Origin of the sequence: Rhodococcus sp. WY5, from assembly GCF_018588185.1 — a bacterium.
In the GTDB taxonomy this organism is placed as follows: Bacteria; Actinomycetota; Actinomycetes; order Mycobacteriales; family Mycobacteriaceae; genus Rhodococcus_F; species Rhodococcus_F qingshengii.
In genome coordinates this window covers 959,827-977,002 of record NZ_JAAMPR010000001.1, presented here as the reverse complement: position 1 = coordinate 977,002, position 17,176 = coordinate 959,827, and the positions used below count along the sequence as shown (strand labels likewise).

The window sequence follows — 17,176 nt, the reverse complement described above, 5'->3', positions numbered from 1 at the left end:
GTATGCGCAGACATGACTCTGTCGAAGAACCGTTCTCGGCTGGAAGACCTGGCAACGCAGGCGTGGATCTTCGGATATCCCCTGTTGATTGCTGCGGTATCGCGGGATGTCATGACGGCGGTGCCTTCGCCGGTGGCGATGAAAGCCCCGCTCAACCAGTTCGCATACGCGCGTACGACGCCGGATGCGACCTTCACCGATGTCGTCTCACCCAACGCGGACACTCTCTACTCGTCGGGGTGGCTGGACGTCTCGACGGAACCGCAGGTGCTCTCACTGCCGGACTTCGGCACGCGGTACTGGCTGGTCCCCATCCTCGACGCGTGGAGCGACGTGTTCACGGTTCCGGGATCTCGGACAGTTGGGCGCACCGGGGGACCGTACCTGGTGGCCGGGCCGAATTGGAAAGGCAACGTGCCCAAGGGTTTGACGCTGCTGCGGTCTCCGACGGCGATGAACTGGATAGTCGCCCGCTACGCGACGTCGGGGGGAACAGACCTGGCAGAAGTGCACAGCCTGCAGGACCGGACGCGACTCACTCCTCTGTCGGAGTGGACGGGTGACCCGCAGGACTACACGCCTGGTGAAATGCCGGTGAACCCTGCCGTCGACACGCGGACGCCGCCGGTGGACCAGGTGGCCGCCATGGACGGCGAGGCATTCTTCACCAGACTCGACGCACTTCTCGACGACAATCCTCCGCGTCCGGAGGACACCGAGATGATGAAACAACTGTCCGACATAGGAATCGGCTCCTCCTTGCCCTGGAGGTCGCGTCCGCAGGAGGTACGTGATGCCCTCGATAGAGCTGCGCGAACCGGTATGGACGTGCTGAGCGAGATCGCCGAAGAGGCCGAGGGCAGTCCGAAGAACGGCTGGACGATGCACCGCGGCTTGGGACACTACGGAACCCATTACGCTCAGCGGGCTCTGATCGTCTGGCTCGGTTTCGGGGCCAATCTCGACGCTGATGCCGTGTACCCGCATGCCACGACGGACGTCGACGGGAAGCCGCTGACCGGGGCGAAGAAGTACGTCCTGCACTTCGAGAAGGACGAGCTGCCACCGGTCGAGGGCTTCTGGTCGCTCACGATGATGAACGAGCGGCAGTTCTTCGTGGACAACCCGATCGACCGATACGCGATTGGCGATCGCAGCGATCTGGTGTTTGCCGACGACGGTTCCCTCGACATCTATCTTCAGCACGAATCCCCTGGTGGTGAGAAGGAGCGGAACTGGCTGCCGGCTCCGTCCGGCGACTTCAACGTCTTTCTGCGCCTGTACTGGCCGAAGGCTGCAGTGCTGTCGGGATCGTGGACTGCGCCCGGTATTCGAGAAGCAAGTATTCGAGAAGCAGGCTGAAAGTCCCCTCGCTTCGTACCCGAAGAGCACAACTCGGTATCAGCCGCGCGTTTCGATGGGCGGAAAGGTCACAAGAGTCATACGATCTGTCGGTACTGCCCTGTTTGAAGAGCTGTTGAATCGGTCAGAGACACCCGCTTGTTTCGGAGGCTACTGATGGTCACGCAGAATCCGTTCGTGCAGTACGGCAAAGAGATCTGGTGGATGATCCTGATCCGCGGAATCTTCGGCGTGATCTTCGGAATAATCGCGCTCGTGTGGCCGGGAATTACCGTGGTGGCCTTGGTTTTCCTGTTCGGTATCTACTCCATCGCCGACGGTTTGATCACGATAGTTCGCGCCATCCGGGACCGCGAGCATCTGAGCTCGTGGGGTTGGTGGGTGTTCACGGGCGTCGTCTCGGTCGGAGCCGGCATCGTCGCGCTGGTCTGGCCGGGCATCACTGCGCTGGTGCTGCTGTACATAATTGCCTTCTACGCCATCATGTTCGGAATCTTCGGAATTGTCGGCGCCTTCAAGATGAAGGCGCTGCCCGGATCCAGTTGGGGATGGTTGCTCGCCGCATCGGTGCTTGCTGTCATCTTCGGCATCATTCTTCTCATCGCGCCCGGCGAAGGCATCATCAGCCTCATCTGGTTGTTGGGTTGGTACGCAATCCTGTTCGGCCTCTTCATGATCGTGGGAGCATTCCAGATCAGGAGCCGGGCAAAGGAAGCCGGTGTTCTCTAAGAAGGGAAAGCCGGCCGTCGAGGCTCCCACTCCGATCCCCACGCTGTCCGGTAGTGAGAACTGGTCGATCCCGCGCGGTTTGATCGTCCTGCTCGGTATTGCCGCCACCGTGGTCGCCGTCGGCGGAATGAAGGTGTTCGGCGGCATCCTCGGACCGGTATTCCTGGCCCTGGTGTTGACGATTGCCGTTCAGCCCATTCAGGATTGGTCACAGCGCCGAGGGTGGCCCAAGTGGGTCGGGATGCTCGGCTCACTGGTCACCGTGTACTTGATCCTGCTCGGGTTGGCGGCGTCGTTGATCGTGTCGACGGCTCAGTTGGCGACGATCCTGCCGCAGTACTCCGAGGAGATGACCAACCTCCTCAACGAGGGCCGCGACAAGTTGGCCGACTTCGGCGTGAGCACCGAACAGATCCAAAGCACGCTCAGCAGTGTCGATCTCACGAAGGTTGTGGGTGTCCTCGAAAGCGGGCTGGAGGGCCTGCTCGGCATCCTGTCGGATCTGGTGTTCATTCTCGCGTTGTTGTTGTTCATGGCCTTCGACGGCATGAGCATCCGCTCGCGGTTGCATGTGCTGTCCGAGCAACGTCCAGAAATCTCCTACGCGCTCTCCACCTTTGCCGCCGGAACTCGCAAATACCTGGTGGTCTCGACGGTCTTCGGTCTCATCGTGGCGGTACTCGACGGTGGCGCGCTGTGGCTCATGGGCATTCAGCTGCCCGTCCTGTGGGCGTTGCTGTCCTTCATCACCAACTACATCCCCAACATCGGGTTCGTCATCGGCGTGATTCCACCGGCGCTCCTGGGACTGTTGCAGGGCGGGCCGTGGCTGATGCTGTGGGTGATCGTCGTCTACTCCGTCATCAACTTCGTGATCCAGTCCATCATCCAACCCAAGTTCGTCGGCGACGCCGTCGGACTGTCGGTGACGATGACGTTCCTCTCACTTGTCTTCTGGTCGTGGGTTCTCGGGGCGCTCGGAGCGCTGCTGGCGATCCCGCTCTCGTTGTTGGTGAAGGCCGTCCTGCTCGACATCGACCCAGCCACGCGCTGGGCCGACATCCTGATTAGTGGGCCTCGGGACATGCCGAAGGAGGAACCCGAGGAGTCTGAGAAGCCGGCCACGCCCGCAGACTAGGGCTCTCAGTGTTTCTACAAGTTGTTGCTTTATCGTCTCGCCCATGAGCGCCGAGAACACCACAGAAAACTCCCATCGCCGGCCGTCACGACTCGGGCGACGGCTGGCAGTCGGTGGTGTGGCCGCGATCGTCGCGGCTGCGGTGGCGGGGATCGGGTTCGTGATCTTTGCGGGCGGTGCCGACACCTCGAACACCGTCGCGATCGTGAACGCCGACGCGGGAACCACGCTCGACGGCAAGGAACTTCGGGCCGGCGACACGCTGGTGGACACGTTGGGCAAGAACGAAGACTTCGACTTCCAGGTGGTCGACAACCCCGGCGGGAACTACTTCGCGACGTTGACCGTGCCGGAGGACTTCAGCGAAACCGTCGCGTCGATGTTCGGCATGGATCCACGGCAGGCGAGCGTCGACCTCGAGGTGAAGGGCTCGGATTCGGAGAAGTCGGCCGAGTTGACTCGGGCCGTGTCGGCGCAGGTCGGCGCGGACGGCATCAAGGGCCTGCTGGCTCAGACGTCGGCCGCCAGACGCTCGATCGATCAAAACCTCACCACCGCACAGATTCTGGTCGCCGGAACCAACGAGGCCGGAAAGTCCATCGATCAGGTGAAAGCAGGCGCAGGCACTCTGCTGCCGTACCTCGAGACCGCACGGTCCGGGGCGTTGGAGCTGATGAGCGTCGCGGATCAGGTGTCCGGTGTTGTCGATCAGGCGTCGGGGTCGGCGGAAGAGCTGGCCACGCGCGCGGACTCACTGGGCCTGACGCTTGGGGAGGCGTCGTCCTCGACCGCGGAACTGAAGACACGAATCGACGCGCTGCAGACTGCGCTGAACGGCCTTCCTATCCCGCCTGACGTGACAGCGCAACTGGCCGGTGTGAGTTCGGATCTCGGTGCGCTGAATGCGCAATTGGGCACCGTTCCGGCGCTGTTGGGTGGCTCGGTCGGGCCCGATACGGAGCTCGGTGATCTAGTCCGCACCGCTGTCGGGCAGCTGCAAGGCGCGAGCGATCAACTGAGCAGTGCTGCCGGACAATTGAACGACGGCCTCATTCCCATCGCTGATCAGGCGCCGCAGATGCTCGGTGACGTGACCGATCAGATCACCCAGGGATTCACGACGCTGCAAGGAATCGCCAAGTCACTGGTCACGGGCCTCGACGGCGCAAAATCCGGTATTCCCGCGATGACCACCCCGCAGCAGGTTCAGCTGACCTCGGTGCTGTCGGATCCGGTGGCCGTGAATCAGACCACCGCGAGCAGCGGTGACTCCGGAACTCGCACACTGGCATTGGTCTTCGGAGCCACGACGGTCCTGCTCGGTGGTGTTCTGCTGACACGAACGGCGGCGCCCCTGGTGAGGCGCCGCCGTTCGCAAGAAGAGCGTGACTAGACGATCAGACCTGCGGTCTGGGTACGTGCACGGTCGAAGCGAGCCGAAACGTCGTTCCAGTTGACGATGTTCCAGAATGCCTTGACGTAGTCGCCCTTGACGTTCTGGTAGTCGAGGTAGAAAGCGTGCTCCCACATGTCGAGGAGCAGCAGCGGCGTGAGGCCGATGGAGATGTTGCCCTGCTGATCGTAGAGCTGGACGATGATCAGACGCTGTCCGATCGAGTCCCACGCGAGGATGGACCAGCCGGAGCCCTGGATGGCGTTGGCGTTCGCGGAGAAGTGAGCGCGGAAGAGATCGAACGAACCGAAGTTGTCGTCGATCGCTGCGGCGAGTTCACCTTCGGGCTTGTCGCCACCGTCAGCGCTGAGGTTGTTCCAGAAAACGGTGTGGTTGGTGTGGCCACCGAGGTGGAACGCCAGGTTCTTCTCGAGCAGGTTGGCCTGCGCTGCGATGGTGTCGTTCTCACGAGCCTCGGCCAGCTTCTCGAGTGCAGCGTTGGCACCGGCAACGTAAGCCGCGTGGTGCTTGTCGTGATGCAGCTCCATGATCTTGCCCGAGATGTGCGGCTCGAGGGCTGCGTAGTCGTAGGGGAGTTCCGGCAGCGTGTAAACAGACACGAGGGTCCCTTCTTTGCGGGCTGGTGAGCCCTGGTGCTTTAGAGTGCGTCGATCACCGGTCACGGCGTGACGTCACTCGCGTATGTGCAAATCATTCTTCGGGTTTCCACCCAATAACATTCGTACACCGTCCGCAACAGTCCGGCTCAGGTAGTAATCACCAAAGAATAAAGTTTGGGAAACCGAACTTGCCCCGATCTAAGGGTAAGCTAATATGCGCAAATTCGTCGTAAAGGTGAACGGAACCTTAAACTTGCGCGATGCCCGCACCAGTTTTCCTCCCGGAATCACCAGAGGCGGCCGCGCCTCGGGTGAATCTTCCGGGCGCTGACCTGCTGCGAGCCCTGGCGGTTGCCGCCGTGATCTACTCCCACATCTCTTTCTACGTCATCGACGATCTCGGCTCGGGTTGGTGGGTGATCGACGTCGTCTACGGCGTTTTGATCGAGCCTGCCGAACTCAACCAGCACCTCTCTTTTGTCGGCGTCGCAGTATTCATGATGCTTACCGGTGCTCTGGTGACGCGATCCGCGATTCGCGACGGCCCCGGAAAGTTCTTGACCAACCGATTCAGTCGACTGCTGCCCGCATTCTGGGTGGCGACCGCGATTGCCATTCTTCTGGTCCGCCTCGGAATCAACGGAATGTTCAGCGGTCAGGAAGGTATTTCCGATACCGAAGCGTTGATGAGCTTTTTTCTCGGCGGATTCTTTCTCAAGCCCGAGGTAGCAGTTCTGGGAGTGACCTGGACACTCACCGTTCAATTCCTCTTTTATCTCGCATGTGTAGCGGCTCGCCCGATACTGCGGCTGCGACCGATCGTCATGCCGCTCGCCGGTGGTGCGCTGTGCTCGCTGGTGCTGCTCTACAACGTCTACGCGCCGCTGCCGTACACCGTGCCGATGCTGTCCAAGATCGCCGCGACGCTGCCGGCCGTCTTCCTCGGCCAGATCATGTACCTCGCGTGGGCGAAGCTCGCTCCCGGCCGCTGGCTGATCGCGGCCGTCCTCGTCCAGATGCACGTCATCATCGTGGCGACCCAGTTCCGCGTCTACTGGGCCGGTGAGCACTATCTGTGGACCATTTCGGTAGTCGCCGCAGCGGTAGTTCTCATCGGCCGCTACGACGGCGTCCCGACGCGCTGGCCGGTCGTGAAGTGGCTCTCGACGCGTAGTTACGTCATCTATCTCGTGCACACCCTGATCCTGTACCGCGTCGTCGAGAACACTGTTTTGTACGTCGGACCGACGCTGGCGTTTGCGCTCTTCCTTCTGGCCACGGCCGCGGTAGCAGAAATCGGCTACCGGTGGGTGGAGTTGCCCGGCGCCCGGGCGATCACGGCGTGGCGAAACAGTCGCTCGCGCGTAGCATCGAAGCATGAGCTGGTACGACGACATTCTGGGACGAGCGTCCGCAAAATCCACGCTGATCGCGCCTGAGGACGCACTCCCGGGCCGAGAGCAGAAAATGCCGGTTCCGACCGCGCACTACGTCAACGGGCATCCGTTGACGCCGCCGTTTCCGGCCGAACTGCAGACCGTCGTCGTAGGAATGGGTTGTTTCTGGGGCGCCGAGAAGGAGTTCTGGCAGCTTCCCGGCGTGTACACGACCGCTGCGGGTTATGCGGGCGGCTTCACGCCCAACCCGACGTACGAAGAGACGTGCTCCGGACGTACGGGTCACACCGAAGTCGTGCTGGTGGTCTTCGATCCCGCAGTGATCTCCTACGAGCAGATCCTGGCGCACTTCTGGGAGAACCACGATCCGACGCAGGGGATGCGTCAGGGTAACGACCAGGGCTCGCAGTACCGTTCGGCGATCTTCACGACGTCCGCGGAGCAGGAAGAAATCGCTCATGCGTCGGCCGTCGCTTTCGGTGAACGGCTTGCCGAAGCCGGATATGGAGCGATCACCACCGAAATCGGTCCGCTGCGCGACTTCTTCTACGCGGAGGATTACCACCAGCAGTATCTGGCGAAGAATCCCGGCGGTTACTGCCCGGTGCATGCCACGGGCGTCAGTTGCCCGGTCGGATTGCTCCGTCAGGATCAGGTTCCGGCGCAGACGGACATCCTTCCGCCGAGCGAATAACTGGACAGGTGTTGGAGGACACATGTGATTCAGCTCGTTAACACTTGCAACTAGATGGAAACAAAGGGAATCTCGATGTAAGAGTGTGTCGTCGAGAGAACTGAGCTCACAATGTCAGGTAGTACGCGAGGAACTGCGTCGCTGCTCCGACGCACAATTCATGTAGGCCACGATCCGATGGTTCGCCGCAGTGATCGGATCGAAGGGTTCATGTCCTTCGGTCTGATCATTTTCGCGATTCTTCTGCTGCCTCTCGCGGTATGGGCAGGGGCTGCGACTGCTTCGAGCCAGAACGCACTGATCGCCAAACAATCCGCCGAATTACACAGTATTTCGGCGACGACGACAGCAGATTCGACGCAGACCACCGCCTCGACAGCCGATTACATTGCGCCGACCACCGAAATGGCCAGCGCGCAGTGGAACTGGAACGGCCAGGTTCATACGGGTGATGTCACTGTCGACTCGGCGACGCCCGCCGGCACCGAGGTCCCCATCTACGTCAATGATCAGGGCGACAAGACCGTAGCTCCGATCACTCAGAGTGCTGCCGACGTCGCAGCCGTGGTGACCGGGGTTTTCACCTGGTTCAGCGTGATGTCGCTGCTGGTCATCGCTTTCATGCTGGTGCGCGTCTTTCTCGACCGTTCCCGCTCGGCCCAGTGGGACCGAGACCTACGCACGTTCCTCGACGCGAACGCGCTGTAGATCCCGGCCCATTCTTTACTGCAGTTGGGGCATGACCTCGCTTGCGACGAGTTCGAGATGATCCAGATCGGCGAGATCGAGAGTCTGCAGATACACGCGCTGTGAACCGGCGTCGGCGAAAGTGCCGATCTTGTCGACCAGCTCCGAAGGTGTTCCGGCCAGACCGTTCTCACGTAGCTCGTCGACGTCGCGTCCGATAGCCTCGGCGCGCTTCTTGATCTCCGCCTCGTCGCGGCCGCAGCACAGGACGAGAGCGTTGGAGTACACCAATTCGTTCGGATCGCGCTCGTGCTCGACGCAAGCCTGACGAACCCGCGCAAAGATGTCCTTCGTTTCCTCGAGGGACTTGAACGGGATGTTGAACTCGTTTGCGAACCGAGCGGCGAGCGCTGGAGTCTTCTTCTTGCCCGTGCCACCGATCAGGATCGGCGGACCGTCGACCTGGTGCGGTTTGGGAAGCGCGGGAGAGTTCTTGATCTGCACGTGCTTACCGTCGTAGTCGAACGTGTCGCCGACCGTCGTACGCCACAGACCGGTCACGACGTCGAGAGTTTCCTCGAGCAGTTCGAAGCGATCCTTGAGCGCCGGGAACGGGATGCCGTACGCCTGGTGCTCTTCCTCGTACCAGCCGGCACCGATGCCGAGGTCTACGCGGCCACCACTCATCTGATCGACCTGTGCGACCGAGATGGCCAGCGGTCCGGCGTGACGGAACGTAGCCGACGTCACCAGAGTGCCGAGGCGGATGGTGGACGTTTCGCGGGCGATTCCGGCGAGCGTGATCCATGCGTCGGTGGGTCCGGGAAGACCGTCGGAATTCATGGCGAGATAGTGGTCCGAGCGGAAAAATGCGCCGTAGCCGAGTTTTTCGGCGGTCTGGGCAACAGTCAGTAGTTGTTCGTAGGTAGCGCCCTGCTGGGGTTCGGTGAATATACGCAGCTCCATGACTTCCACTCTGCCACTATTTCACTTGGTCGGGACGACGGCACCGACTTGTCCGGCGCCGAAACACAGGGTCGGTCCCGGTGTTGTCGGCGTGATCTTCACGCTGTTTCCGTGGCCGACCAGGCGCACGAACACCGAGTGCAAACCTTGGGTGACGGGTACGGATACTGCGTCGCCGGACTCCAACGCAACATCGATCGTTCCGTCGGCGCTGGCGAGGTAATTGAGCTGAACCGTCCATTCCCAGCCGGCCAGGGGGCCGTCGAGGGGGAGCTCGGTCGGGCCTTCGGCACGGGTGCCGCAGTTCGGCGCCGTTCCTTCGGGAATCCTTCTCGTCCAGGTCACTTCGGCATCGACGATCTGACCGCCGTCGTCGATGGTGCGCAGAATCGGAGTGCTGGAAGAGAATTCGGGGCGATCAGGCAGCGGCGCGAGAACGTTGCTTGCCAAATTGTTCGGAAAGGCGACGGGAAGGAGCACTTCGATCGCGACGGGTTGCTCGAGCAGTGGAGCATCCTGATTCTGTGACAACGACATTCGCGCGTTCGCGAGGTAGTCGCGGGTCGGGTTCTCGCGCCAGATGTCGACGAACGTGACGGTCGAGACGAGCGAACTGATCACGAAGAGCACTGACAGGCCGGCGGCGACTGCGACGGGCAAACGGGCCGGACGTCGCCGAGGCGCAGCGAGAATAAGAGCGGCGGCGAGGGCGAACACCGTCGCCGAATCCGTGAAGTAACGCAAGGTCTGCGCCAACTCGTAAGTGGTGTCGGCGTCGGATCGGGTAGCGGTCATCGCCACCACGGAGGCCAGGAAGTACAGCGCCGCGGCAGCCCAGATCCAGGCAGCGCCGCGTCGGGCACGCACTGTCATCACGGCCGTCGTCAGCAGCGCGACCCAGGCTGCGACCACCAAAAGCGTCGGCGGATCGGCCCAGGCGGGGCTGGGGATCCACCGCTCCCAGCGCCAGGGGCCGCCGAGAAGAGTGGGAAGCATCCCCAAAGACGTTCCGTGATGCAGCAGTTCGGTGGACATCGAACGGCCGTATCCGGTGATCGGAGATTCGACAGTTGTCAGATACACCGGAATCCAGATCGCGAGCACGGCGGCGCAGGCCGTCCACAGGCGTCGGCACTTCGTGACCGCACTTCGTATCGGCGTTCCTTCACCTTGTGTGCGCAAGTACAGCACCAGAAAAGCGAGTGCCACGAACGGAACGAGCACTGCTTTCTCGAAGAACAGCAAGGAGATGACAAAAACCGCGGTGCCCGAGAACACGTAGCGCACCTGCCCGGTGCGGTACAGCTTGATCGCGTCGCCGCATGCCCAGGCCAGCGCGATCTGGAGCGGCAATGCATTGAGCGCGGCTGCCCACCACGAGAACGCCGGAAGTGTCAGCGGGACGAACAGATACAGGATCAGCGGAATCAACAGTGCCGGTCGCCGGCCGAGGACCAACCGAAGAGTGCGCAGAAGCGCCAACGACGCGGCGGCCTGACCGATGACGAGCAGTGCCGCCGACAGCGCCCAGTTGTACGGCGCGATACGGGCGATCAACCCGGTGAAGAAGAAGGCCGCGGGCATGAAGTGACCGTCGTGGTCGTAGAGCAGGAGTTCGCTCGAGAAGAGTGGGAAGCGTCCTCCGCGGCCCATCAGGATGAGGTCGTCCCAGTAGAAGTAATTGCTCGCGGCAACCCAGACGCGAATGACGAGCTGACATCCGATCAACACGAACGCGAGCTGCGTGACCCGTCTCGGGGTGAACGTCAGAGTTGGCTCGGGCTGTGGAGAAGTCATCGACGGTCATGCTTCCAGGTGTGTCAAAAACCGACTTCTCATAAAAAGGGGATACCGGTCTTTTCTGTCTTTTCGGGAGCAATTTCTGAATGGATTGTGAACTTTGCCGGGATAAATGACGTCGACGCCCGAAAGTTCACTGACCTGCGGTGTCAAATTCATCCTCGAGCCTGTGCATCGTTCGCTAACACCTGTCAGCAAATTCTCAGGGTCTTGCCCGTGACCTGTGGATAAAGCCCGATTCATTCATCCAGAACTGTGGATGAACCTGTGGAAACTGTGGATAACTCGAGTTTTTAAGTGGCGGAGGTCACATTATTCGAACAATGCAGGTGAACGCGGTGGAGGTTCGATCACAAATCGGGAGTGAATCCATTTGCTGCCGTTACCGATCCGGCGTGACAGAATCGAAGTTGTGAGTGTCGTTCAGGTCTGCGCCCGGTGCGCCGCACGCTGGCCTGTCGTCGGCGGCCCGACGCAGTGGTGCCCGCGCTGCAGCGGCGTCCTGCTGATCCCCACCCGCACCGAGATCTACCAACCGCCCAACCGCCGTGGCTTCCGCTGGATCGCGCGCTCCCCGTCCGACCCCCGCGGCGTGGGGGACGCACCAGTGCGTCGTAGCTTCTCCACTCCGCGCTACGACGCTGTCCCGCAGTGGGGACTCCAGGACGTCGTCGACACCTCACCGGTGCCGCCCTCGCGAGCGGACCGGATGGCCGACCGAGTCGGGCCGTTGCTGACGCTCGCAACGATCCTCTACGGACTGGCGGTGTTCGCCGAACTGGGCAGATACGCGATCCTGGTCCGCAACCGCACCAGGCTGATCCCGCAGCCGCTGCTCACGGTCTCCGACGCCGCCGTGTACTTCACTCAGTTGGGTGGACTGCTGATCTCGGTCTTCGCGGCAATCGCCGCTGTGTGCTGGCTGCTTCGTCGGCGTCGTGAACACTTCGCAGGTGCCCGGGAATCCGATCCACGCACAGCGTCGGAAGTTGTCGTCGGCTGCGCTGTGCCGATCCTCAACCTGGTGATGCCGGCCGTTTATCTCTTCGAGTTGGTCCGCCGCGATCCGCGCGGAACCCTGCTGGTCAAGATCTGGTGGGGCTTCTGGGCATTCAGCGCTCTGCTGCTGGTGGTCAACGCGTACTGGCGATCACGCCCGGGGATTCAGGCAATGGCCGACGGGGTTCTGCTGAACGCTTTCATCGCACTGATCGCTGCCGTCACCGCGGCGTTGACACTCGTCGTGATCCGCCGGATCGAGCGCAAGAGCTGGCGCGGTGAACCGGAATCGGAAACCCGGTGGGTGCCAGTGCCGCGCTCGGTGCTGGAAGAGAAGACGGTGCTGGAAGAGAAGACGGTGCTGGAAGAGAAGGAGACCGCTGCCCTGTGAGCCCAGATCGTCGAGGTCCACTCGTCGTTGCGCACCGAGGTGCGTCGGCTGCGCGGCCGGAGCACACCCTCGCCGCCTACGAACTGGCCCTCGAGGAGGGTGCCGACGGGCTCGAATGCGACGTCCGGCTCACCCGCGACGGACACCTGGTCTGCGTTCACGACCGCAAGGTCGACCGCACCTCCAGCGGGACGGGGATCGTCAGCGAGATGACGCTCGATTCGCTGACCGCTCTGGACTACGGGTCGACGAGCGAACCGGCCGAACTGCTGACTCTCTCCGATCTCATCACCCTCGCTCTGGATTTTGCGCGCCCGGTGAAGCTGTTCATCGAGACCAAGCACCCCGTGAGGTTCGGCGGATTGGTCGAAGCCAAACTCCTGGCGGAACTGCACCGCTTCGGGATCGCGTCACCGCCGTCGGCCGATCACTCGCGCGCTGTCGTCATGTCTTTCTCGGCGAGTGCGGTCTGGCGAGTGCGTCGTTCGGCGCCGCTGCTGCCGACGGTCCTGCTCGGTGACGCGTCGCGGTACCTCGGCGGCGGTGCGTCGACGGCTGTGGGCGCTACGGCGATCGGGCCGTCGATCAAGGCGCTGCGCGAACATCCCGATCTGGTCGATCGGGCCGCCGCTGCGGGTCGCGCGACGTACTGCTGGACCGTCGACGACAAGGCGGATGTGGACCTGTGTCGTGAGCTCGGGGTCAGTTGGGTTGCCACCAACCATCCCGGGCGCACGAAGCAATGGCTGGGCAGCGTGTAGATTTTGCCCTCGTGGCCAAGAAGAGCAAAAGAAACAGTGGACCGAAGCAGGGCAGCGCACGCGCAGAGAAGCTGGCGGCACGCCAAGCAGAGCGTGAAGCCGCTGCCGGCGTAGTCAGCCGCCCGTTCGAGGGCCTTGCCGCCGAGTGCGATCTGGTCGCGCTGCGTGAATTCGTTCCGTCCGCCACGGCTCCGTTGCCGGTCATCGGCTCCGACCGTCCCGTCACGTTGGCAACGGTCCTCCCCGGCGCTGTTGCCGCACTCGTCCGCGACGAGGGCGAGACGGCCACCGGATTTGTCGGTGTCCAGGTTCAGGCGCACTCGGCCGACCTCGGCGCAGACCTCGCCGCTTCGGTGAACTGGATCAAGGACGCGGCCCCCGGCGACGCGCTTTCTGCCGCGAACCCCGATTCCGAGACCCCCGCTGTCACCGCTGTCGTCGATCCCTCGGCACTGCTCGACATCACCGTGCACCAGAACTTCAACTGGTGGATCCCCGAGGGCGTCGAAACCGATCCCGAGGTTGCCGCCACCGTGCAGCACGCCAACTCGGCGATCATGCCCTCTGCACGCCTCGAAGGCGACGGCCTCGTTGCCGCGTGGTGGGTCGACGCCGGCGAGAAGGCGCACCTGCGTTGGGTTCGTCCCGAGAGCGAAGACGACCTGATGCTCGCGCTGGCGCGCGTGCACGCGACCGGTGGACTGCATCTGGGTGAGGGCTCGCGCTACGCAGGCTCGTTCCGCACCCACGGCCTGTTGGTTCCCGTCTTCGACCTCGACCGCGAAAAGCATGCAAACGAGTGGGTAGCGGCAACCGTCGAGCTCGGTGAGCGTCTTGCCGAGGCTCTGGCCGTCGATGCTCCGCTGACCTCGGCCGAGCTTCGCTCGCGCGACGGACTTCGTGGTCGTCAGGTCACGCTGCGCTGATTTTTTCGCCCGAACTATAGGCGTTACGCGAAGTTACGGTTAATGTTGGTGACATGACCTTGTCGCATGACATCTCCGGTAGTGGTCCCACGCTTGTGCTCGTCCATGGCATCGTCCATCGACGGCAGGCGTGGGATTCGCTTTTGGACCAGCTGACGCCGTACCGCCGCGTCGTCACCGTCGACCTGCCGGGTCACGGAGAGTCGCTGCTGCCCGAACTCGGTCCGGACGTCATGGGACAGCTGATCGACGATGTCAGTGAGTTCGTCAAGGAAGTGACGCCGGCGGGGGAGCGTGCCCACGTCGCGGGAAACTCCCTCGGCGGCTGGATTGCCCTCTCGCTGGCAGCGCGCGGAGATGTCGCGTCGGCGACAGCTCTTTCGCCGGCCGGGTTCTTTGTCAATCACCTCGATCAGGTGCGAGCGATCAACACGTTCCGTGCACTGCGTGGCACGGCCAAGCTCATGGGTGACGGATTGCCACGCGCATTGCGGTACAAGCTGATTCGCTATCCGGCGCTCGCCGCGTTCTTCGCTCACCCGAGTCATGTCGGTTATGCAGCGGCGTTGGCCGACTGCCGTTCGCTCGTGTCGAACGAACTCGTCGATCTCGGTCTCGAGATGGACTTCGTGCTGCCGCCCATCGTGGATCCCACTGTGCCGGTGACGGTTGCGTGGGGTCGACGCGATCTCATCCTGCCCGTGTATCAGGCGCAGCGCGTGAAAAAGCCGTTCCCGCAGGCAAAGTTGATGGTTCTGCCCGGCCTTGGGCACGTACCGATGACAGATGCCCCCGAGCTGATCAGTTCGATCCTGCTGGCAGGAAGCGAACCGTTCGGCTCGAGGGCAAAATCCGTGAGTGCTGCAGGCTAGATGGTTCCGCCGGCTGCGCTCGGTGCACCGGTGGTGTCACCGACGGTGCTCATCTCGCGGGACACGAAGTCTTCGAGGTCGAACAGGTTGGCGCCTGCGCGGTCCGCGATGGTGAGAAGTGTTGTCATGCTTGCAACTTCCTCGACCTGCTCCTTGAGGAACCACTGCATGAACTGCTCGCCGAGGTAGTCGCCTTCTTCGCGGGCAGTGCTCGCGAGCTGGACGATTTGCTCGGTGACCGTCTTCTCCTGCGTCAGCGCGAGAGCGATGGGCTCGCGGGCATCCTTGAAGTCGGCCTTCGCGGCGTCGACGCCGGTGAGTTCGACATTGATGTCGCGATCGAGGAAATACTGAACGATCATCATGGCGTGGTTACGCTCTTCCACAGCCTGCTTGTAGAAGTGCTTTGCCAGCTGTGGCAGATCCGCATTGTCGAAGTAAACCGCTGTCGCGATGTACTGATGCGAAGCGTTGAACTCGTTGCGAATCTGGTCTCGGAGTAGTGCGTGGAATTTGGTCATGTGAGTCTCCCCAGAAGTCATGAATTCCAAGATAGTGCAGGTCAGAGGCCCTGTCATCCCAGTATGACCTTATTGTGGTAAGCGTTCCCAAACTAAAGAAGACCTAATTTTTCTTCGAATTCGGTGAGGTTATCGAGCCCGGTGAATTCGAATGTTTCATTTAGGAATGTCCATTTCACCAGGCGAGTTCCGCGCATTTACCGTCGCTTCCCTGTAGTTCCACCTGTACGGTGGCGTGCCCCAGTTCGAATACCTCGGCAAGCAAGGTTCGGGTTGCTGCGAGCACCGTTGTGGGATCGGCGTCACTGACCGCGGTGACGTGAACGGAAGCAACTTCCATCCCCGAGGTGAGTGTCCAGACGTGCAGATCGTGCGCGTCGACGACTCCCGGCAGAGCGTTGATCTTCTCGATGATCGAGGTGACGTCGATGCGGTCGGGAGCCTGCTGGAGGAGGATGCGAACGGCGTGGCGGCCCAGGTTGAAGGCACGTGGCAAGACGAAGAGGCCGATCGCGACGCCGATGACGGGGTCGGCGTAGCGCCAACCGAACGCGAGCGTGACCAAGCCGCTGACCAGGACGCCGATGGACCCGACCATGTCCGCCATGACTTCGAGGTAGGCGCCGCGGATGTTGATGCTTTCCTTCGCGCCGCTGCGCAGCATGAGGAAGGCGATGACGTTCATCGCCAGACCGACGACGGCGACTGTCGCGACGGGAAGGCCGGGAACCTCGGGCGGATCCGTGAAGCGGCTGGCGGCCTCGTAAAGCACCCACCCGGCGACTGCGAAGAGCAGGATCGCATTGGCCAGTGCCGCAAACACTTCCGTGCGGTACATGCCGAAAGTACGGTCGGGGCGCCGGGCGGCACGCTGTGCGACGAGGATCGCGGCGAGCGCCATGAAGATGCCGAAGATGTCTGTGAACACGTGCGCCGAGTCCGAGAGCAGGGCCAGTGACGAGGTGAAGAGGCCGACCGTCACCTGCAGCACGAAGGTCACCAACCCGAGGCCGGCGGCGATCCACAGTTTGTTGACATGCTTGCCGCTGTTGCTGGTCGCAGCCTCGGCGGGGGAGATTCCGTGCCCGTGTCCGTGTGACATCGAAGGTCCTTTCGTCGACGCCAGCCTAGACACATATGCATATATGCGCAATAGTGCATGTTTTAAAAACTATGCAACATAGTTGTAAGGTGGCGGCGTAGACCTTCATTTGTCATCGACGCGAGGACCGAGAAGTGGGAAGACATCGAAAATCCGAGCCGATCAGACCCGGTGGGCGCATGGCCGCGGTTTCCGTGGCGACGGGTGCAATCCTCGCGTCCGGCACTTCCATCGGGCACGCGTCGCCGCCGTCGGTTGTAGTCGAGGATGCATCTGCGGTGTCGGCGCCGGAGATCCTCGACCTTGTCCGGTCGACGGATCTTGCCGGAATAGCCGAACAACTCGGCAAGACGCGACAGCTCGAATCCGAGCGAGCGGCGCTGGCGTACGAGGCCGAAAAGCCACAGGTGATGGCCCCCGTCAGCGGGACGATGACGTCCAACTTCGGTCCACGGTGGGGAACCACCCACTACGGTCTCGACATCGCGAACGCGATCGGAACGCCCATCGTGTCGGCGACCGACGGTGTGGTGCTCGAATCCGGTCCCGCCGCGGGATTCGGGCTCTGGGTCCGCATCCAGCAGGACGACGGGACCGTCGGCGTCTACGGACACATCAACGAGGCGCTCGTGGTTGCGGGTCAGAAGGTGCGGGCGGGTGAGTTGATCGCGACCGTGGGCAATCGTGGACAATCGACAGGACCACACCTGCACTACGAGGTGTGGCAATCTGACGGACAGAAGACCGATCCGCTCGTGTACCTGAATTCCCGGGGCGTGTCGTTCGGGGAGAAGACCACGGGCGACTGAAGTTCTGTC

The 17,176-nt window shown here is 62.2% G+C and carries 17 protein-coding genes; 12 read left to right on the top strand and 5 right to left on the bottom strand.

The features are described 5' to 3' along the window. The first annotated feature begins 12 nt into the window (after positions 1–12). The 4 genes from G4D79_RS04440 to G4D79_RS04425 all read left to right on the top strand — a co-directional run bounded on the left by G4D79_RS04440 (position 13) and on the right by G4D79_RS04425 (position 4,622). Positions 13–1,362, top strand: coding sequence for a DUF1254 domain-containing protein (locus tag G4D79_RS04440; RefSeq protein WP_003944160.1), 1,350 nt, complete (start codon positions 13–15; stop codon positions 1,360–1,362). A 156-nt stretch (positions 1,363–1,518) separates the two neighbouring features. Then, entirely contained in the window at positions 1,519–2,091 is a 573-nt protein-coding gene (locus tag G4D79_RS04435; RefSeq protein WP_003944155.1) for an HdeD family acid-resistance protein, read from the top strand. After that, on the top strand, positions 2,081–3,229 hold the full coding sequence (locus G4D79_RS04430) for an AI-2E family transporter (RefSeq protein ID WP_042920602.1): 1,149 nt from the start codon (positions 2,081–2,083) through the stop codon (positions 3,227–3,229). Before G4D79_RS04435 ends, G4D79_RS04430 begins: the two co-directional genes overlap by 11 nt. Positions 3,230–3,272: 43 nt before the next feature. Continuing rightward, on the top strand, positions 3,273–4,622 hold the full coding sequence (locus G4D79_RS04425; RefSeq protein ID WP_058227349.1) for a hypothetical protein: 1,350 nt from the start codon (positions 3,273–3,275) through the stop codon (positions 4,620–4,622). Here G4D79_RS04425 and G4D79_RS04420 read toward each other — a convergent pair. Further along, positions 4,619–5,242: a superoxide dismutase gene (locus tag G4D79_RS04420; RefSeq protein ID WP_003944189.1), complete on the bottom strand. Its 624-nt coding sequence runs from the start codon at positions 5,240–5,242 to the stop codon at positions 4,619–4,621. The genes G4D79_RS04425 and G4D79_RS04420 overlap by 4 nt on opposite strands. Before the next feature lie 260 nt (positions 5,243–5,502). Between G4D79_RS04420 and G4D79_RS04415 the strand changes: the two genes are divergently transcribed. The 3 genes from G4D79_RS04415 to G4D79_RS04405 all read left to right on the top strand — a co-directional run bounded on the left by G4D79_RS04415 (position 5,503) and on the right by G4D79_RS04405 (position 8,041). Then, positions 5,503–6,681, top strand: a complete 1,179-nt coding sequence (locus G4D79_RS04415; RefSeq protein WP_047272742.1) for an acyltransferase — start codon at positions 5,503–5,505, stop codon at positions 6,679–6,681. Continuing rightward, positions 6,620–7,333, top strand: coding sequence for a peptide-methionine (S)-S-oxide reductase MsrA (gene msrA / locus G4D79_RS04410; RefSeq protein WP_020905733.1), 714 nt, complete (start codon positions 6,620–6,622; stop codon positions 7,331–7,333). The genes G4D79_RS04415 and msrA overlap by 62 nt, the downstream gene beginning before the upstream one ends. Positions 7,334–7,510: 177 nt before the next feature. Then, positions 7,511–8,041, top strand: coding sequence for a hypothetical protein (locus G4D79_RS04405; RefSeq protein WP_099696832.1), 531 nt, complete (start codon positions 7,511–7,513; stop codon positions 8,039–8,041). Between the two features lie 15 nt (positions 8,042–8,056). Here G4D79_RS04405 and G4D79_RS04400 read toward each other — a convergent pair whose 3' ends face one another. Continuing rightward, complete coding sequence (locus G4D79_RS04400; protein ID WP_003944174.1) at positions 8,057–8,986, bottom strand: LLM class F420-dependent oxidoreductase; 930 nt, start codon at positions 8,984–8,986, stop codon at positions 8,057–8,059. 21 nt (positions 8,987–9,007) lie between these two features. Further along, positions 9,008–10,783 (bottom strand): hypothetical protein, encoded by a 1,776-nt coding sequence (locus G4D79_RS04395; RefSeq protein ID WP_099696831.1) that lies wholly within the window; start codon positions 10,781–10,783, stop codon positions 9,008–9,010. Between the two features lie 415 nt (positions 10,784–11,198). Here G4D79_RS04395 and G4D79_RS04390 point away from each other — a divergent pair, with 415 nt between their 5' ends. Genes G4D79_RS04390 through G4D79_RS04375 form a run of 4 tightly spaced genes read left to right on the top strand, consistent with a single transcriptional unit; the run spans position 11,199 to position 14,735 of the window. After that, a complete protein-coding gene (locus G4D79_RS04390) occupies positions 11,199–12,176 on the top strand; it encodes a DUF4328 domain-containing protein (protein ID WP_058227347.1) in 978 nt (325 codons plus the stop codon). After that, the gene (locus G4D79_RS04385; protein WP_042920594.1) at positions 12,173–12,937 is read left to right on the top strand and encodes a glycerophosphodiester phosphodiesterase; all 765 of its coding nucleotides are present in this window, start codon (positions 12,173–12,175) and stop codon (positions 12,935–12,937) included. Before G4D79_RS04390 ends, G4D79_RS04385 begins: the two co-directional genes overlap by 4 nt. Before the next feature lie 11 nt (positions 12,938–12,948). Further along, positions 12,949–13,863 carry a DUF5926 family protein gene (locus G4D79_RS04380; RefSeq protein WP_003944127.1) on the top strand — a complete coding sequence of 305 codons (915 nt, stop codon included), beginning with the start codon at positions 12,949–12,951 and terminating at the stop codon, positions 13,861–13,863. 53 nt (positions 13,864–13,916) lie between these two features. Then, entirely contained in the window at positions 13,917–14,735 is an 819-nt protein-coding gene (locus tag G4D79_RS04375; RefSeq protein ID WP_003944129.1) for an alpha/beta fold hydrolase, read from the top strand. Here G4D79_RS04375 and G4D79_RS04370 read toward each other — a convergent pair. Both G4D79_RS04370 and G4D79_RS04365 read right to left on the bottom strand, forming a co-directional pair. After that, positions 14,732–15,277 carry a ferritin gene (locus G4D79_RS04370; protein ID WP_030535839.1) on the bottom strand — a complete coding sequence of 182 codons (546 nt, stop codon included), beginning with the start codon at positions 15,275–15,277 and terminating at the stop codon, positions 14,732–14,734. The genes G4D79_RS04375 and G4D79_RS04370 overlap by 4 nt on opposite strands. 154 nt (positions 15,278–15,431) lie before the next feature. After that, complete coding sequence (locus G4D79_RS04365; protein ID WP_007735998.1) at positions 15,432–16,358, bottom strand: cation diffusion facilitator family transporter; 927 nt, start codon at positions 16,356–16,358, stop codon at positions 15,432–15,434. Between the two features lie 179 nt (positions 16,359–16,537). Here G4D79_RS04365 and G4D79_RS04360 point away from each other — a divergent pair, with 179 nt between their 5' ends. Next, positions 16,538–17,167 (top strand): M23 family metallopeptidase, encoded by a 630-nt coding sequence (locus tag G4D79_RS04360; RefSeq protein ID WP_064113814.1) that lies wholly within the window; start codon positions 16,538–16,540, stop codon positions 17,165–17,167. Positions 17,168–17,176: the final 9 nt, after the last annotated feature.

Coding starts and splice junctions, on each gene's coding strand:
- G4D79_RS04370 (WP_030535839.1), bottom strand. CDS start 15,277: ATGACTTCTGGGGAGACTCACATGACCAAATTCCACGCACTACTCCGA.
- G4D79_RS04375 (WP_003944129.1), top strand. CDS start 13,917: ATGACCTTGTCGCATGACATCTCCGGTAGTGGTCCCACGCTTGTGCTC.
- G4D79_RS04395 (WP_099696831.1), bottom strand. CDS start 10,783: ATGACTTCTCCACAGCCCGAGCCAACTCTGACGTTCACCCCGAGACGG.
- G4D79_RS04365 (WP_007735998.1), bottom strand. CDS start 16,358: ATGTCACACGGACACGGGCACGGAATCTCCCCCGCCGAGGCTGCGACC.
- msrA (WP_020905733.1), top strand. CDS start 6,620: ATGAGCTGGTACGACGACATTCTGGGACGAGCGTCCGCAAAATCCACG.
- G4D79_RS04400 (WP_003944174.1), bottom strand. CDS start 8,986: ATGGAGCTGCGTATATTCACCGAACCCCAGCAGGGCGCTACCTACGAA.
- G4D79_RS04435 (WP_003944155.1), top strand. CDS start 1,519: ATGGTCACGCAGAATCCGTTCGTGCAGTACGGCAAAGAGATCTGGTGG.
- G4D79_RS04405 (WP_099696832.1), top strand. CDS start 7,511: ATGGTTCGCCGCAGTGATCGGATCGAAGGGTTCATGTCCTTCGGTCTG.
- G4D79_RS04440 (WP_003944160.1), top strand. CDS start 13: ATGACTCTGTCGAAGAACCGTTCTCGGCTGGAAGACCTGGCAACGCAG.
- G4D79_RS04425 (WP_058227349.1), top strand. CDS start 3,273: ATGAGCGCCGAGAACACCACAGAAAACTCCCATCGCCGGCCGTCACGA.
- G4D79_RS04360 (WP_064113814.1), top strand. CDS start 16,538: ATGGCCGCGGTTTCCGTGGCGACGGGTGCAATCCTCGCGTCCGGCACT.
- G4D79_RS04415 (WP_047272742.1), top strand. CDS start 5,503: ATGCCCGCACCAGTTTTCCTCCCGGAATCACCAGAGGCGGCCGCGCCT.